General features: G+C 71.1%; 14 protein-coding genes. 10 read left to right on the top strand and 4 right to left on the bottom strand.

Annotation, left to right across the window (positions count from 1 at the left end; genetic code table 11):
• Positions 1–117: 117 nt before the first annotated feature.
• From ACIQM4_RS31400 to ACIQM4_RS31380, 5 genes are all read left to right on the top strand, one after another.
• Positions 118–1,161 (top strand): segregation and condensation protein A, encoded by a 1,044-nt coding sequence (locus ACIQM4_RS31400; RefSeq protein ID WP_401598485.1) that lies wholly within the window; start codon positions 118–120, stop codon positions 1,159–1,161.
• Entirely contained in the window at positions 1,131–1,781 is a 651-nt protein-coding gene (scpB, locus tag ACIQM4_RS31395; protein ID WP_401598537.1) for an SMC-Scp complex subunit ScpB, read from the top strand. Before ACIQM4_RS31400 ends, scpB begins: the two co-directional genes overlap by 31 nt.
• On the top strand, positions 1,781–3,175 hold the full coding sequence (locus ACIQM4_RS31390; protein ID WP_401598484.1) for a pseudouridine synthase: 1,395 nt from the start codon (positions 1,781–1,783) through the stop codon (positions 3,173–3,175). Before scpB ends, ACIQM4_RS31390 begins: the two co-directional genes overlap by 1 nt.
• Positions 3,176–3,421: 246 nt before the next feature.
• Positions 3,422–4,186, top strand: a complete 765-nt coding sequence (locus ACIQM4_RS31385) for an NUDIX hydrolase (protein ID WP_401598483.1) — start codon at positions 3,422–3,424, stop codon at positions 4,184–4,186.
• Positions 4,183–5,364: an ADP-ribosylglycohydrolase family protein gene (locus ACIQM4_RS31380; protein WP_401598481.1), complete on the top strand. Its 1,182-nt coding sequence runs from the start codon at positions 4,183–4,185 to the stop codon at positions 5,362–5,364. Before ACIQM4_RS31385 ends, ACIQM4_RS31380 begins: the two co-directional genes overlap by 4 nt.
• A 636-nt stretch (positions 5,365–6,000) precedes the next feature.
• Here ACIQM4_RS31380 and ACIQM4_RS31375 read toward each other — a convergent pair.
• From ACIQM4_RS31375 to ACIQM4_RS31360, 4 genes are read right to left on the bottom strand one after another with little or no spacing between them, the layout of a single operon-like run.
• Positions 6,001–8,202 (bottom strand): hypothetical protein, encoded by a 2,202-nt coding sequence (locus ACIQM4_RS31375; RefSeq protein WP_401598480.1) that lies wholly within the window; start codon positions 8,200–8,202, stop codon positions 6,001–6,003.
• A gap of 10 nt (positions 8,203–8,212) precedes the next feature.
• On the bottom strand, positions 8,213–8,671 hold the full coding sequence (locus ACIQM4_RS31370) for a hypothetical protein (protein WP_401598478.1): 459 nt from the start codon (positions 8,669–8,671) through the stop codon (positions 8,213–8,215).
• Between the two features lie 25 nt (positions 8,672–8,696).
• Entirely contained in the window at positions 8,697–9,407 is a 711-nt protein-coding gene (locus ACIQM4_RS31365) for a DNA polymerase beta superfamily protein (protein ID WP_401598476.1), read from the bottom strand.
• Between the two features lie 17 nt (positions 9,408–9,424).
• Entirely contained in the window at positions 9,425–9,877 is a 453-nt protein-coding gene (locus ACIQM4_RS31360) for a Rieske (2Fe-2S) protein (protein ID WP_401598475.1), read from the bottom strand.
• Positions 9,878–10,306: 429 nt separating this feature from the next.
• Between ACIQM4_RS31360 and ACIQM4_RS31355 the strand changes: the two genes are divergently transcribed.
• The 5 genes from ACIQM4_RS31355 (at position 10,307) to ACIQM4_RS31335 (ending at position 14,033) form a co-directional block, all read left to right on the top strand.
• A complete protein-coding gene (locus ACIQM4_RS31355; RefSeq protein WP_401598473.1) occupies positions 10,307–10,744 on the top strand; it encodes a YidB family protein in 438 nt (145 codons plus the stop codon).
• Between the two features lie 333 nt (positions 10,745–11,077).
• Positions 11,078–11,440: a chorismate mutase gene (aroH, locus tag ACIQM4_RS31350; RefSeq protein ID WP_401598535.1), complete on the top strand. Its 363-nt coding sequence runs from the start codon at positions 11,078–11,080 to the stop codon at positions 11,438–11,440.
• A complete protein-coding gene (locus ACIQM4_RS31345) occupies positions 11,437–12,522 on the top strand; it encodes a prephenate dehydrogenase (RefSeq protein ID WP_401598472.1) in 1,086 nt (361 codons plus the stop codon). The genes aroH and ACIQM4_RS31345 overlap by 4 nt, the downstream gene beginning before the upstream one ends.
• A gap of 129 nt (positions 12,523–12,651) precedes the next feature.
• The gene (gene cmk, locus ACIQM4_RS31340) at positions 12,652–13,359 is read left to right on the top strand and encodes a (d)CMP kinase (protein ID WP_401598471.1); all 708 of its coding nucleotides are present in this window, start codon (positions 12,652–12,654) and stop codon (positions 13,357–13,359) included.
• Between the two features lie 86 nt (positions 13,360–13,445).
• Positions 13,446–14,033 carry a lysophospholipid acyltransferase family protein gene (locus tag ACIQM4_RS31335; protein WP_401598533.1) on the top strand — a complete coding sequence of 196 codons (588 nt, stop codon included), beginning with the start codon at positions 13,446–13,448 and terminating at the stop codon, positions 14,031–14,033.
• Positions 14,034–14,055: the final 22 nt, after the last annotated feature.

The following is a 14,055-nucleotide window of genomic DNA, read 5'->3' as shown; positions in this document are numbered from 1 at the left end:
GGGCGGCTTTCGAGGGCGGCGCGAGCATCCTCGTACGGCGCCTGCGCGGGTGCTGACGGGGGCGACGGTAGCCTCGGCTGCCACCTCGCCGAGTTCCGCCCGTACCCAGGACATCCTTTGACGCCGCCCGCCCTTCCCGACCGCTCGGACGCCGGACCCGGCCGCCCCTCGCGCCGCCGCCCTCTCGGGCGGGGGCCGGGGGCGGACGGCGTTCCCGCGCCCGCCGACGCCGGCCCTGGCGATCCGGTGGCCGGTGACCCCGTGCTCGGTGAGGGGCGGCCGGTGGAGTCCGGCCGGCCCGCGGCGGGGCCCGGGCCAGGAGCGGCGGTCGCGGAAGCGCTGGTCCCGCAGCCGGCTCCCGAGCCCGGGGGCGGGCGGTTCACCGTTCGGCTGGTGAACTTCGAGGGCCCCTTCGACCTGCTCCTCCAGCTGATCTCCAAGCACAAGCTGGACGTCACCGAGGTCGCGCTCTCCCGGGTCACCGACGACTTCATGGCGCACATCCGGGCCATGGGCGCCGACTGGGACCTCGACCAGACGACGGAGTTCCTGGTCGTCGCGGCCACCCTGCTCGACCTGAAGACCGCCCGGCTGCTGCCCGCCGCCGAGGTCGAGGACGAGGCGGACCTGGCGTTGCTCGAAGCGCGCGACCTGCTGTTCGCGCGGCTGCTGCAGTACCGGGCGTACAAGAAGGTGGCGGCCGTCCTTGAGGAGCGCCGGCTTGCCGAGGGGCGCCGCTACCCGCGCACCGTCGGGCTGGAGAAGCAGCTGGCCGCGCTGCTGCCCGAGGTGGTCATCGGCATCGGCGCCGAGCGGTTCGCCGAACTGGCGGTGCGAGCCATGCAGCCGCGGCCGGTGCCCGAGGTGTACGTGGACCACATCCACGCGCCCCTGGTGTCCGTGCAGGAACAGGCGGGCATCGTGGTCGGGCTGCTGCGGCAGCGCGGGGCGGCGGACTTCCGGGAACTGGTCGAGGACGCACCGGACACCCTGACCGTGGTCGCCCGGTTCCTGGCGCTCCTGGAGCTCTACCGGGAGAAGGCCGTCGAGCTGGACCAGGAGCAGGCGCTGGGGGAGCTGACGGTGACCTGGGTGGGCGGGGTGGGCACCGAGCCGCTGGTGACCCGGGAATTCGATCTCGACGTGGAGGAGCGGGAGTGAGCGAGCAGCACCTGCGGGGCGCGCTGGAGGCCGTGCTGATGGTCGTCGACGAGCCCGCGACGGCCGAGCACCTCGCCAAGGTCCTGGACGTGCGCGAGCGCGACGTCACGGACGCGCTGCGCGAGCTGGCCGACGAGTACACCGTCCAGGGGCGCGGCTTCGAGCTGCGGCAGGTGGCGGGCGGCTGGCGGTTCTACTCGCGCGCGGTGTACGCGGAGGCGGTCGAGGCGTTCGTACTGGACGGGCAGCACGCCCGGCTCACCCAGGCGGCCCTGGAGACCCTGGCGGTGGTCGCGTACCGTCAACCGGTCTCCCGTTCGAGGGTCTCGGCCGTACGGGGAGTGAACTGCGACGGGGTCATGCGGACCCTCCTCCAGCGGGGTCTGGTCGGGGAGGCGGGCACGGAACCCGAAACAGGTGCGATCCTGTACAGGACGACGAACTACTTTCTGGAGCGGATGGGCCTGCGGGGCCTGGACGAGCTCCCGGAACTCGCGCCCTTCCTCCCTGAGGCAGATGCGATCGAGGCTGAGACGCTGGAGGGTGTGCCGTCGTTCGATCCGGACGCACCGTACGCCCCGGGCACTCATGCAGCAGACGACGACAAGACGGATTTTTGATGCGAAGCAACGACAGGAACAGCAGCGGCGGCAACGACCGGAACCAGCGGGGTGCGGGTGACGGACGCGGCCCCGCCGGTGGCGGGCGCGGCGGCGCGGGCAGTGGACGGGGCGCAGGCTCCGGCTCGGGCTCGGCGGGCGGCGGACGCGGCGGAGCCGGTGGCGGCCGCGGTGGCTCCGCCGGTGGCCGCGGTGGTTCCGGTGGCGGGCAGGGCTTCGGCGGTGGCCGCGGTACGTCCGGTGGCGGGCAGGGCTTCGGCGGCGGCCAGGGCTTCGGCGGCGGTCGCGGTACGTCCGGTGGCGGTCGTGAGGGCGGCTTCGGCGGCGGACGCGATCCCCGCGATGCACGTGACTCCCGCGATGCCCGTGACTCCCGTGACGCCGAGCGCGACCAGCGGCCGAAGCGTCCCCGTCCCGAGGAGCGGCGCTACGACGTAGGCCCCTCCGCCACCCACGAGGGCCCCCGCAGTGGTCGCGGTGACTCCGCGCGCGGTGGCGCCAAGGGCGGCCCGAAGTCCCCGAAGACCCCGCAGAAGCCGGGCCGTCGCGGCAACTACAACGCGGGCGCCTCCCGGCCGCGTGAGCTCGACGCCAAGATCGAGCAGCGCAACCGGGACCGCTACGCGGGCAAGCCCGACGTGAAGATCGAGAAGACCTTCCCGGGCGCCGAGCAGGAGGGCGAGCGTCTGCAGAAGATCCTCGCCCGCGCGGGCATGGGGTCGCGGCGCGCGTGCGAGGAGCTCATCGAGCAGTCCCGCGTCGAGGTCAACGGCCAGATCGTGGTCGAGCAGGGCATGCGGGTCGACCCGCACAGGGACGAGATCAAGGTTGACGGCCTGACGGTCGCCGCCCAGTCGCACCTGTTCTTCGCGCTGAACAAGCCGGCCGGTGTCGTCGCCACCATGGGTGACCCGGACGGCCGCCAGAACCTCAACGACTACGTGAACAACCGCGAGACGCGGCTGTTCCACGTGGGCCGTCTCGACACCGAGACCGAGGGGATCATCCTGCTCACCAACCACGGTGAGCTGGCCCACCGCCTCACCCACCCCAAGTACGGCGTGAAGAAGCAGTACCTCGCCGCCATCCAGGGCCCGCTCCCGCGCGACCTGGGCAAGCGGCTCAAGGACGGCATCGAGCTGGAGGACGGGTACGCCCGCGCCGACCACTTCCGCGTCGTGGAGAACACCGGCAAGAACTACCTGGTCGAGGTGACCCTCCACGAGGGCCGCAAGCACATCGTCCGCCGGATGCTGGCCGAGGCCGGGTTCCCGGTCGAGCGGCTGGTCCGCACGTCCTTCGGGCCGATCCCGCTGGGTGACCAGAAGTCCGGCTGGCTGCGCCGGCTGACGAACACGGAGGTCGGCATGCTGATGAAGGAAGTCGGCCTGTAGGCCTTAGCCTCCTCCGCTCCCACTCCCGTTCCCACTGCCTCGCACTCTTCGAGGCGCGCCCGGGGCCGGTACCTGCTCGTGCAGGTACCGGCCCCGGGCTTTTCGCTGTCCCGGGGCCCTTGCCCGGCAGGCTCTCCCCATTTATAGTCACTATGACCATTTAAAAGGTCGTACGGCTGCCCGGCCTGGGCCCACGGGGGTGGACCAGGCCGGGAACGGCCGGCACGGCGTGACGGAGGCCGGAACGTGTCGGAGAGAGACATCCCACAGGGCTACGACCCGAAGGAGTTCGAACCCTTCGCGGTCACCGTCGATCTGGCGGTCTTCACCGTGCGGAACGCCCTGCTGCACGTCCTGCTGATCCGCCGCGGGCAGGCCCCCTTCGCAGGTACGTGGGCGCTGCCCGGAGGTTTCGTACTGCCTAGGGAGTCCGCCGAGCGCGCCGCGCTGCGTGAACTCGCCGAGGAGACAGGGCTGTCGGAGTCCGTCGCGTCCGCGCTGCACCTGGAGCAGTTGCGTACCTACAGCGATCCCGGCCGGGACCCGCGGATGCGGGTGGTGTCGGTGGCGTTCACCGCCCTCGTGCCCGACCTGCCGGAGCCGCGCGGCGGCGGCGACGCGGCGGAGGCCCAATGGGTGCCGCTGACGGGCGAGTTGCAGGCGCTGCTGGCCTTCGACCACGGCCGGATCCTGGCGGACGCGCGGCGGCGGGTCGGCGACAAGCTGGAGTACACGGCGCTCGCGATGGCCTTCTGCCCACCGGAGTTCACGCTCGGAGAGTTGCAGCAGGTGTACGAGACGGTGTGGGGGGTGGCCCTGGACCGGCCCAACTTCCGGCGCAAGGTACTGGCCACGCCGGGGTTCGTGGAGCCGGTGGGCGGGCCGCCGCGCCGTACCGGTGGGAGGGGAAAGCCCGCGGCGCTGTACCGGGCGGGGGCGGCGAGGGCGTTGCACCCGCCGTTGCTGCGGCCGCCTTTCGACGATGTGCTCCTGGAAGGGACTCACTCATGAAGCCACTCACCGCTTCTGCCCACACCTCTGCCACCGCTTCTGCCACCACCTCTGGCACCGTTTCTGCCCACACCTCTTGCACCGCTTCTGCCAACACCTCTGCCCGTGCCTCTGGCAACACTTCCGTCGCCGCGGCCAAGCAGGCCGCCACCGGGTCGCTCGTCGGACTCGCGCTCGGCGACGCGCTCGGCTTCCCGACCGAGTTCAACGACGTGCCCTCGATCCTCGCCAAGTGCGGGCCCTGGCGGGAGATGGAGCTGCCGGGCACGTCCGGAGGTTCGCGGCGGGCGGGAACGGCGCACGTCTCGGACGACACGCAGATGACGCTGGCGCTGGGACGGGGCCTGGGCACCGCTCTCGCGCGTGGGCCGCTGGGGCCGCGGCGGATGGAGCGGCCGGTGCGGGAGGAGTTCGTGGACTGGTACCACTCGCCGGAGAACAACCGGGCTCCCGGGCGTACGTGCATGGTCGCGTGCCGGCTGCTCGACAGCGACCTGCCGTGGCAGAAGGCGTCGCAGACCGGTTCCAAGGGGTGCGGGGCGAACATGCGGGTGGCGCCGGTGGGGCTGGTGCCGGGACTGAGCGAGGGGGAGCGGGCGGGGGCGGCACAGTTGCAGGCGGCGCTGACGCACGGGCACCCGACGGGGCTGGCGGCGAGCGACCTGACGGCACGGGCGGTCTACCAGCTCGCGCAGGGGGCGGAACCGACCGGACTGGTCGGGCAGTTGCGCTCGTACGCGCTGGAGAGCAGGAGCGTGTACCAGGAGCGGTGGCTGGGCGACCTGTGGAGGCACGCCCAGGACCCGACCCCGCAGCACTTCGCCGAGCGGGGCTGGGACGAGTGCCTGGGGGTGCTGGAGCGGCTGGAGGGGGCGTTGCGCGACCCCTCGCTGTCGCCCGAGACGGATCCGTGCCTGGTGACGGGGGACGGGTGGATCGCGGAGGAGGCGCTGGCGACGGCGCTGCTGTGCTTTCTGATGTTCCCGGACGAACCGGTGACGGCCCTACGACGGGCCGCGTGCACCCAGGGCGACTCGGACTCCCTCGCCTGCCTGACCGGCGCGTTCGCGGGCGCTCACCTGGGGGCGGGGGCCTGGCCGGGGGAGTGGGTGGAACGGGTGGAGTACCGGGGGGAGTTGGTGGGGCTGGGGGAGGGGTGGGACGGCGGGGGTGTGTGAGGGGTGAGGAGGCGGTCGGGGATGGTGGGGTTGTTGGTGCAGTTGAGTTGGGTGCTTATGGTGCGGGCCAGGGTTGCGGCGACCCTGCTGCGGAGATCCAGAGTGAGGCCGTCGATGTTCTTCGCGTTGAGACGCACGGAGAGCGGGAACTGCTCCTGTTGCTCGGCATGAGAGCCGCGTACTTTGCAGGGGAAGGCGTAACGGGAGTCCTCCTCGTTCAGCCACCAGCCGGAAAGGACATCACCGCCTGCCTTGCGCCAGCCGGTGCGTTCTGCCGTTGCGAGTGATGCACCGAGCCAGCCCACTCGTACGGTCAGAGAGCTCCTGGATCCAGCCGGGCCAAAGACACACGGCGTCGACCCTGGTTCCCAATAGTCGTCTCCCGGCCGCCACTTGCGACCCGTGTATGACAGTGCGGTGACTACTTCACTCAAAGGCATCCCTGTATTCACGTATGCGACGTCGCGGTCTCCCATCGACCGGGCTACGGACTCCACATTGCCGCGGCCGATCAGTGAGGTGCAGATGTCCTGTCCAACGGGCGGGTGTTTGGCGACAGGAGTTGAGCATCCTGTTGTAGTCAGCAGAGCGGTCAAGAAAGCCAGTACAGACGTGCGGTGATTGTTCATTTTCCCTTCAGATGACCTGACGCGCCGACTGGACCTTCGACCGGCCCAGGGCGTGTGACTCCTCGATGTCTCGGTAGAGGGAGAACTTCTCCTCCCTGGTCAGACCTACCGAATCCGCGTACGTTCTTACTGGGGTCAACGCTTCCTTTTCGCAGAGCTCTTCGATCTGTTGCATTGTCTTCAGGGCTTCGGAGTCGTTCTTGACCTCGTTGTCCTTGAGATACTGCAAGGTGTGGTTCCCATATGCGGTGCTGGCTGCACCCGCTGCTGTGTCCAGGGCCAAGGGCACTGCGGTTGCTACCGCCACGCCTGCGGCGGGACCCAGCACGAGGGTGCCGCCTACGCCGGCTACCACCGCGGCCGCGCCACCCACCGCGTACTTACGCCACTCGCCCCTCTTCTCCGCGTCAAGATTCGCCTGATCTTCCTTGTCCTTGAAGTCTGCTTCGACTTGAGAGATGCGGGACTGGTCCAGAATTCCGTGGACTTTTGCGGCGTTGTGCGCGAAATCGATTCCTGACGACCGGTTGTCCTCGAACGACGCCAGAGCGCTGGACGTATACACCTGCTGGGCTGCCGAGAGGGTCTTGTAGCCCTCTTCGCTGCCCGCAACGACGGTCATAAAGTTGCGTGAGGCGAACTCGCCGAAGTCCGTACGTGAATTCCCTGCGTCTAATCTGAACAGTTCGCCGCCGTTCAAATCCTCGCGACTGTCACCGAAGTTGAGCGTTGAAAAGTTCAGGTCGTCGATGTAGGCCGCCCCCATCCTCCCCAAGCTGTCCATCATCGCTTCTGGCGGCTTTGTTTCCTCGGTCGGGCTGTACAACCCAACAACCTTCCTCATAATCGCCGCCGTCTCCGCATCCCTGTGCAACCCCGGCCGTGCGTCGTCCCACGGGTGGCCCGTCGTGGCTGCTTCCAAGGCGTGGCCGAGTGCGTCCGGGCCTCCGTCGTGGGAGCTCTCGGCCGTGCGGTTCAGCGTGTCTGCCGGCCACTTGAAGCCGGCGCTCGTCAGGTCGTCCAGATGTCTGCCGCCCGCGAAGAACTCCTTTGCCGCCTGCGGGCTGTGCCCCAGGCCCTCCAGGACGCTCGTCAGCGGGTCGTAGCCCGCTCCGGAGAGTCCGGACGGGTTGAAGCCGAAGTCGAAGTCGCCGTTCGTGCGCGGCCTGTTCTCCATGAAGAAGTCGGGGTCTTCTTTGTGCAGCCGGAGGATGTCCTCGGCGATGGGGTTGATGAACCGGGGGTCGTAGTCCCCGTGACGGAGCAGTCCGCCCAGGACTTGGTAGCCGTAGGGGTCGTTGAACCCGAGCGCGTCCGCGTTGAGGCGTTCGGTGCCCAGTCTGCGGAACTCCTCGGCCCAGGAGCCGGGCAGGTGCGACCGGTTGTCCGGGTCCGTGGCCGATGCCAGTGCCGCGCCCAGCCCGCGTTGGAGCTCCTTCGCCAGGGCCAGGCGTTCCGGCTGGTCGCCGACCGTGCAGTCGAGGGACATCCTCGCGTAGAAGTCCAAGGTCTCCTTCGGCCCGCCCAGCCCCCGGAAGAACGCGGCCGAGAAGTCGGAGTCCTTCGCGTTGAACCTCAGGATGCGGTTCAGCTCGGCGAACTGGGGCGCCGTCATCATCGTCCCCACCCTCGCCAGTTCGAGCGCACGCTCCTGCTGCGCCTCGTCGAGCGAGCGGTAGCTGCGGTGGCCGAAATTGTGGGCGTCGTTGCCGTGGGACTTGGCCAGGGCACGGGACACCGAGGCGTCGATCTCGGCTGCGTGGGCGACCAGGACGGCCAGCCGGTGGTTCAGCTCGATCTCGGCCGGCTTGCGGACGTCGACCGAGGGGACGGGCGCACCGGGCAGACCGACCAGCCGCAGACCGAGCTCCGGACCCTCCACCTCCCGGATGTGGCGTACCGCCCGCTGGATCCTGGTGAGCTCCAGGTGGGCGTCCTCCAGGACCTTGGCGATGCTGGTCGCCTCTGCCAGCGCGTCGGCGAACTCCTTGGTGGTCCTACGGACGAAGTCCCGTGTGACGCCGGCGTTGACGCCGCTCCACCGGGCGGTCTCCGACTTCCTGAGGAGACCGGACCCGGCGTTCGCGGACAGCCTCTTGAGCTGGGCCGCGGTCCGTTTCCAGTCGGCGACCGCGCGGCCGAGAGCGGTGAGATCCACGTCCGCCACGTCGGCGTGGCTGAGGTCGGACGCGGGAGCGGGAGGACTCATGGGCCCGGCCCTACTTGAAGTACTCGGTGAGACGGGACACCGGCACCTCGGGCGCCGTAACGCCGTGGATCTTGGTCCGGATCTTCGCGTCGTCCATGGCGTGCGACGCCTTCGTGTGGTCGAGGTGGTCGGAGATCCGGGCACAGGCCTGGAGGAGGGCCGTCAGCTGGGAGGTCCACAGGGACAGCGTCGTCGACAGGGCGGGTCCCATCGCGAAGTGGTGGGACCTGAGCGCGGTCGCGGCCTGCGCGGAGGAGCAGGCCGCGGACCCGTTCGCGCCCGTACCGGCGATGTCGGCCGCACGGACGAGGGAGCAGTGCAGGAGGTACGCCTCGTGGCCGACCGCGCCCAGGTCGTCCTGGTGGGCGACCAGATCGGCCCGCCCGCCCGCGCCACCGCCGTGCGCACCTGTACCCCCGGCCCCGCCCGACGTCCCGGTTTTCAGCTGTTCCCACTCGTTCCAGGCCATGGGCCGGTTCCTCCCCGGGGGTGCGCTACAGCGACTCCCCGTACGCGAGAGCCGACTCACGGCGCGTACGGACCAGGAAGTCTTCCACCCGGGCGCGGTCGGGGAGAGCAGGCAACGGGCTGCCCGGTTCGGCCGCGACGGCGGACGTGGCCAGCCGGTCCAGCCGGTTCTCGACCTCCGGCCAGGGGACTTCGCCGCGTCTGACGGCGAGGAGCGCCTCACGGGCGTCGCCCACGTCGAGCGTCAATTCACCCGTACGGAGAAGGTCGCGACAGCTGCCCACGAGGCGCAGCAGGTGCATGGCGTGCTTCCAGCGCGGCGCCCCGTGCCGGCGTACGTCGGCGTCAATCTTGCGGCGCTGGCTCTGCGCGTAGCCGACGAACGTCGTGAGCACCTGGCGGGAGAGGAACGCGGTGCTAAGCGAGAGCAGTTCCTCGCCCCGGGCGTCCGCGTGCAGGGGGAGCGGGGAGTGCAGGCACTCCAGGATGGTGGGGTTGGCGCGCAAGGCCAGGTCGCAAAAGCGTTCCAGTTCCCACGAGAAGTGTTCGTCGGCGGGGCCCTCGACGTGCGTGGGCGGCTTGTCGAAGCACCAGAAGAGCGGGGTGGGGGCGACGAAGACCCCCCGTACGTCCGTGTCGCTCCCCTCCGTCGCCAGACCGAACGCGCGCGAGCCCATGACGCAGGAGTAGACGGTGTGGTCGCGTACCAGGGCGGCGGGGGAGAGCGGGGTGGTCATACCGGGATTGTGGCCGGTCAGGCCAGCCGGATCGACCCACTTTCCACGGTGATCGCGCGCGGCGGCAGCGGCTGCTGCGCCGGGCCGCCCGCGACGGACGCGTCCGCCACGCGGAACTTGCTGCCGTGGCACGGGCAATTGATGGTGCCGCCCGACACGTCGGTGACCGAGCAGCCCTGATGGGTGCAGGCCGACGAGAACGCCTTGAAGCTGCCCGCGACGGGTTGCGTGACCACGACCTTCTCGTCCTTGAAGACCTTGCCGCCGCCCACCGGGATGTCGGCGGTCGCGGCGAGAGGTGCCGGTTCGCTCTGTCCGTCCGACGCCGGCGGGGCGGTGGTCTCGGGCGCGGTCCCCTTGGGGTTCTCACCGCCGCCCGCGTCGCCGTTCTCGGTGCAGCCGGTGGCCAGTACGGCCGCCGTCCCGGCCGCCGCCGCGAGGACGGTGCGGCGGGTGGTGGACTGGTGCATGGGGACTGCTCCCTTACGAATGACGACGGCGTGGCCGGTACGTGGTGGCACCGGCGTGGACGCGGGTGGGGACAGGGGTAACGCCGACGAAGGCCAGGGGTAACGCCTACGAAGGCCTGGGGCAACGCCTACGAAGGCCAGGGGTAACGCGGACGCGTGCCAATGACAACGCCACGAGTACCCGGTGGTGACGCTACCGAGAGCTCGATGACGGCACCGAAAGGGCGCCGGGTGGGCGGCGCAGGCCCCATGCAAGCGGACCCGGGCGCCCGCCGTCCATAGCCAGGACGGACCGGGGCGAGCGGCAGCGACGGGACGGATCCGCCCGAGTGGCAGCATGACGCCACCTGGGCGAGATTGAACGAGTCTGACGAGCCTGAGACCGGGCTCGACCTTCTCGGCAGCTGGATCATCTCGAAAGGCAGAACCATGGCGGGCAACGATCTCGGCAGTCTCCTCGGCGGCCTCCTGGGCGGCGGAAACTCCGCCTCGTCGGGCGGCGGCGCCGGCAACATCCTCGGCTCCCTGCTGGGCGCACTCGGCGGCGCGGGCGGTGGCGCCGCCGACAAGGAGGGCGGCAATCCGCTCGGCGGTCTGATGGAGATGCTCCAGAAGTCCGGACTCGCCGACCAGGCCCAGTCCTGGATCGGCACCGGCGACAACCAGCCGGTCAGCGGCGAGCAGGTCGCCAAGGCCCTCCCCGACGACGCCCTGGCGAAGGCGGCCCAGGACGCGGGGGTGTCCCCGCAGGAGGCCGCGGACTCGCTCGCACAGGCGCTCCCGCAGGCGGTCGACAAACTGACCCCGCAGGGACAGCTGCCGCAGGCCTCCTCGCTGGAGGACCTCATCAAGCAGCAGAACCTCTGAGGCAGACAGAACCACCTCTGAGCGGCAGGCAGCAGAACCTCTGCACCGAGCAGCAGAACCTCTGAGCAAGGCAGCACGTATCGCGCGCGCACCTCGGCCCGCGCCCCCGCGCGCCGCACCCGGCCGTCCCGCGCGCCCCACGGCTCCGGTCGCCCCGCCCTCGTACGTACGACGGTGTGGGCGGCCGGAGCCGTTGCCGGTGGCGCCCACTACGCTGAACGGATCACCCGGATGGTGCGTCGAGCGCCGCCGGTGGCAGCGCCCCTGCACCGGGCCGGCGACAGCGTCACCGCACCGGGCCCACAACAGCACCATTGCACCGAGGAGTACGACGTGGCGGTACGAGCGGTCCGCGGAGCCGTCCAGCTGGAGCGGGACGAGGCCGGGCACATGGCCGAGCAGGTCGGCGTGCTGCTCTCCGCCGTCCTGGAGCGCAACGCCCTCACCGGCGACGACCTCATCAGCATCTGGTTCACGGCCACGCCCGACCTGCACAGCGACTTCCCGGCAGCCGCCGCGCGGGGCCTGGGCATCGTCGACGTCCCGCTGATCTGTGCCCAGGAGCTCGACATCGACGGGGCCATGGAGAGCGTCGTGCGGATCCTGGCGCACGTCGAGACCGGCCTCGGCAAGGCCGACATCCAGCACGTCTACCTCGGCGCCACCGCCGCCCTGCGCAAGGACATCGCCCAGTGAGGACCGCACTCGTCATCGGCACCGGCCTGATCGGCACGTCCGCCGCCCTCGCCCTCGCCGCCCGCGGCGTCACCGTGCACCTCGCCGACCACGACCCCGACCGGGCGAGCACGGCCGCCGCCCTCGGTGCGGGGACCGACGAGGCGCCCGCGGGCCCCGTCGACCTCGCGATCGTCGCCGTACCGCCCGCGCACGTGGCGGTCACCCTCGCCGACGCGATGCGCCGGGGCGCGGCCCGCGGGTACATCGACGTGGCCAGCGTGAAGGGCGGCCCCCGCCGCGAGCTGGAGTCACTGGGCCTCGACCTCGCCGCGTACATCGGTACGCACCCCATGGCGGGCAAGGAGAAGTCAGGGCCGCTCGCCGGCACCGCCGACCTCTTCGAGGGGCGCCCGTGGGTGCTCACCCCCACCCGCGACTGCGACACCGAGGTGTTCAACCTCGCGCTGGAGCTGATCGCGCTCTGCCGGGCGGTCCCCGTGGTCATGGACGCCGACGCCCACGACCGCGCCGTCGCGCTCGTCTCGCACACCCCGCAGCTGGTCTCCTCGATGGTCGCCGCCCGCCTTGAGGAGGCCGACGAGACCGCCGTACGCCTCTGTGGCCAGGGCATCAGGGACGTGACCCGGATCGCGGCGTCCGACCCCCGGATGTGGGTGGAGATCCTCTCCGCGAACCCGGGGCCCGTCGCCGACGTCCTCGCCGCGGTCGCCGCCGACCTCGACGAGACGGTGGAGTCGCTGCGCGCCCTGCAGTCCGCGGACGAGGCGAAGCGGCACGGCGGCGCCGACGGCATCGAGGACGTACTGCGCAGGGGGAACGCCGGGCGGGTACGGGTGCCGGGCAAGCACGGCTCCGCACCGACCGCGTACGAGGCGGTCGCGGTCCTCATCAGCGACCAGCCGGGACAGCTGGCCAGGATCTTCGCCGACGCGGGCACCGCAGGGGTCAACATCGAGGACGTACGGATCGAACACGCCACCGGGCAGCAGGCCGGCCTCATCCAGCTGATGGTGGAGCCCGCCGCGGTGGAGCCGCTGGCGCGGACGCTGGTGGAGCGGGGCTGGTCGTTGCGGCGGTAGTGGCGGGCGGCGGCCCGGGTGCCCCGGGGGACGCCGTGGCACCGGCCGTAAGGGGTGCGCCACGGAGCCGGTACCGTAGATGGTTGGCAGCAGTGCAGTCTGCCTCCGCCCGCCCCGTGTACCAGGAAGGTGTCCGACACCGTGGAAACCGCCGCCAGGACCGCCCCGGCCGCAGTGATTGTCGCCATCGACGGCCCCTCCGGCACGGGCAAGTCCAGCACCTCCAAGGCCGTCGCCGCCAAGCTCGGCCTCAGCTACCTGGACACCGGCGCCCAGTACCGGGCGATCACCTGGTGGATGCTGACCAACGGTGTCGACGTCGACGACGCGGCGGCCGTCGCCAACGCCTCCTCCAAGCCCGTCATCGTGTCCGGCACCGACCCGTCGGCCCCGACCATCACCGTCGACGGGGTCGACGCGGCGGGCCCCATCCGCACCCAGGAGGTCACCTCCCGGGTCAGCGCGGTCAGCGCCGTCCCCGAGGTGCGCACCCGGATCACCGAGCTGCAGCGCGAGATCGCCCGCGGCGTGGACGACGGCATCGTCGTCGAGGGCCGCGACATCGGCACCACCGTGCTGCCGGACGCCGACCTGAAGGTCTTCCTCACCGCCTCCCCGGAGGCCCGCGCGGCCCGCCGCAGCGGCGAGACCAAGGGCGCCGACGTCGCCGCCACCAGGGAAGCCCTGATCAAGCGGGACGCGGCCGACTCCGGCCGGAAGACCTCCCCGCTGGCCAAGGCGGCCGACGCGGTCGAGGTCGACACCACCGAACTGACCCTTGACCAGGTCATCGAGTGCGTCGTCACCCTGGTCGAGGAGAAGCGGGCCGGGAAGTGACCGAACGCAGTGAGCGCGGTGCCACTGCCGGGCGCGCCGTCGGCGAACGCGGCGCCGCCGTCGGGCGGGGCATCGGCATCGGGCTGATGTACGGCCTGTTCAAGCCCCGGGTACTGGGCGCCTGGCGGGTCCCGGCCACCGGCCCCGTCGTGCTCGCCGTGAACCACGCGCACAACATCGACGGACCGATGCTGATGGGGACCGCACCGAGGCCGGTGCACTTCCTCGTCAAGAAGGAGGCCTTCGTCGGGCCGCTCGACCCGTTCCTGCGGGGCATCGGACAGCTGAAGGTCGACCGCCACGGCGTCGACCGGAACGCGATCACCGACGCGCTGGGCGTGCTGAACGACGGCGGTGTGCTGGGGATCTTCCCCGAGGGCACCCGCGGCGATGGCGACTTCGCCTCGCTGCGCGCCGGGCTCGCCTACTTCGCCGTACGGTCGGGGGCGCCCATCGTCCCCGTCGCCGTGCTCGGCAGCACGGAGCGCAAGGGGCGGCTGATACCGGCGCTGCCGCCCTTGCGCAGCCGGGTCGACGTCGTCTTCGGCGACGCCTTCCAGGCCGGTGACGGCGAGGGACGGCGGACCAGGAAGGCGCTGGACGAGGCCACGGTACGGATCCAGGAACGGCTCACCGACCACCTGGCCGGTGCCAGGCGCCTGACCGGGCGCTGACCGGACCCGCCGCGGGAACGGG

This window comes from Streptomyces sp. NPDC091272 (assembly GCF_044757485.1).
GTDB lineage: Bacteria > Actinomycetota > Actinomycetes > Streptomycetales > Streptomycetaceae > Streptomyces.
The sequence above is the reverse complement of the archived record's forward strand: the minus strand, read 5'-3'. Positions and strand labels throughout refer to the sequence as shown.

Coding starts and splice junctions, on each gene's coding strand:
- ACIQM4_RS31390 (WP_401598484.1), top strand. CDS start 1,781: ATGCGAAGCAACGACAGGAACAGCAGCGGCGGCAACGACCGGAACCAG.
- ACIQM4_RS31380 (WP_401598481.1), top strand. CDS start 4,183: ATGAAGCCACTCACCGCTTCTGCCCACACCTCTGCCACCGCTTCTGCC.
- ACIQM4_RS31375 (WP_401598480.1), bottom strand. CDS start 8,202: ATGAGTCCTCCCGCTCCCGCGTCCGACCTCAGCCACGCCGACGTGGCG.
- ACIQM4_RS31370 (WP_401598478.1), bottom strand. CDS start 8,671: ATGGCCTGGAACGAGTGGGAACAGCTGAAAACCGGGACGTCGGGCGGG.
- ACIQM4_RS31365 (WP_401598476.1), bottom strand. CDS start 9,407: ATGACCACCCCGCTCTCCCCCGCCGCCCTGGTACGCGACCACACCGTC.
- ACIQM4_RS31360 (WP_401598475.1), bottom strand. CDS start 9,877: ATGCACCAGTCCACCACCCGCCGCACCGTCCTCGCGGCGGCGGCCGGG.
- ACIQM4_RS31355 (WP_401598473.1), top strand. CDS start 10,307: ATGGCGGGCAACGATCTCGGCAGTCTCCTCGGCGGCCTCCTGGGCGGC.
- ACIQM4_RS31335 (WP_401598533.1), top strand. CDS start 13,446: ATGTACGGCCTGTTCAAGCCCCGGGTACTGGGCGCCTGGCGGGTCCCG.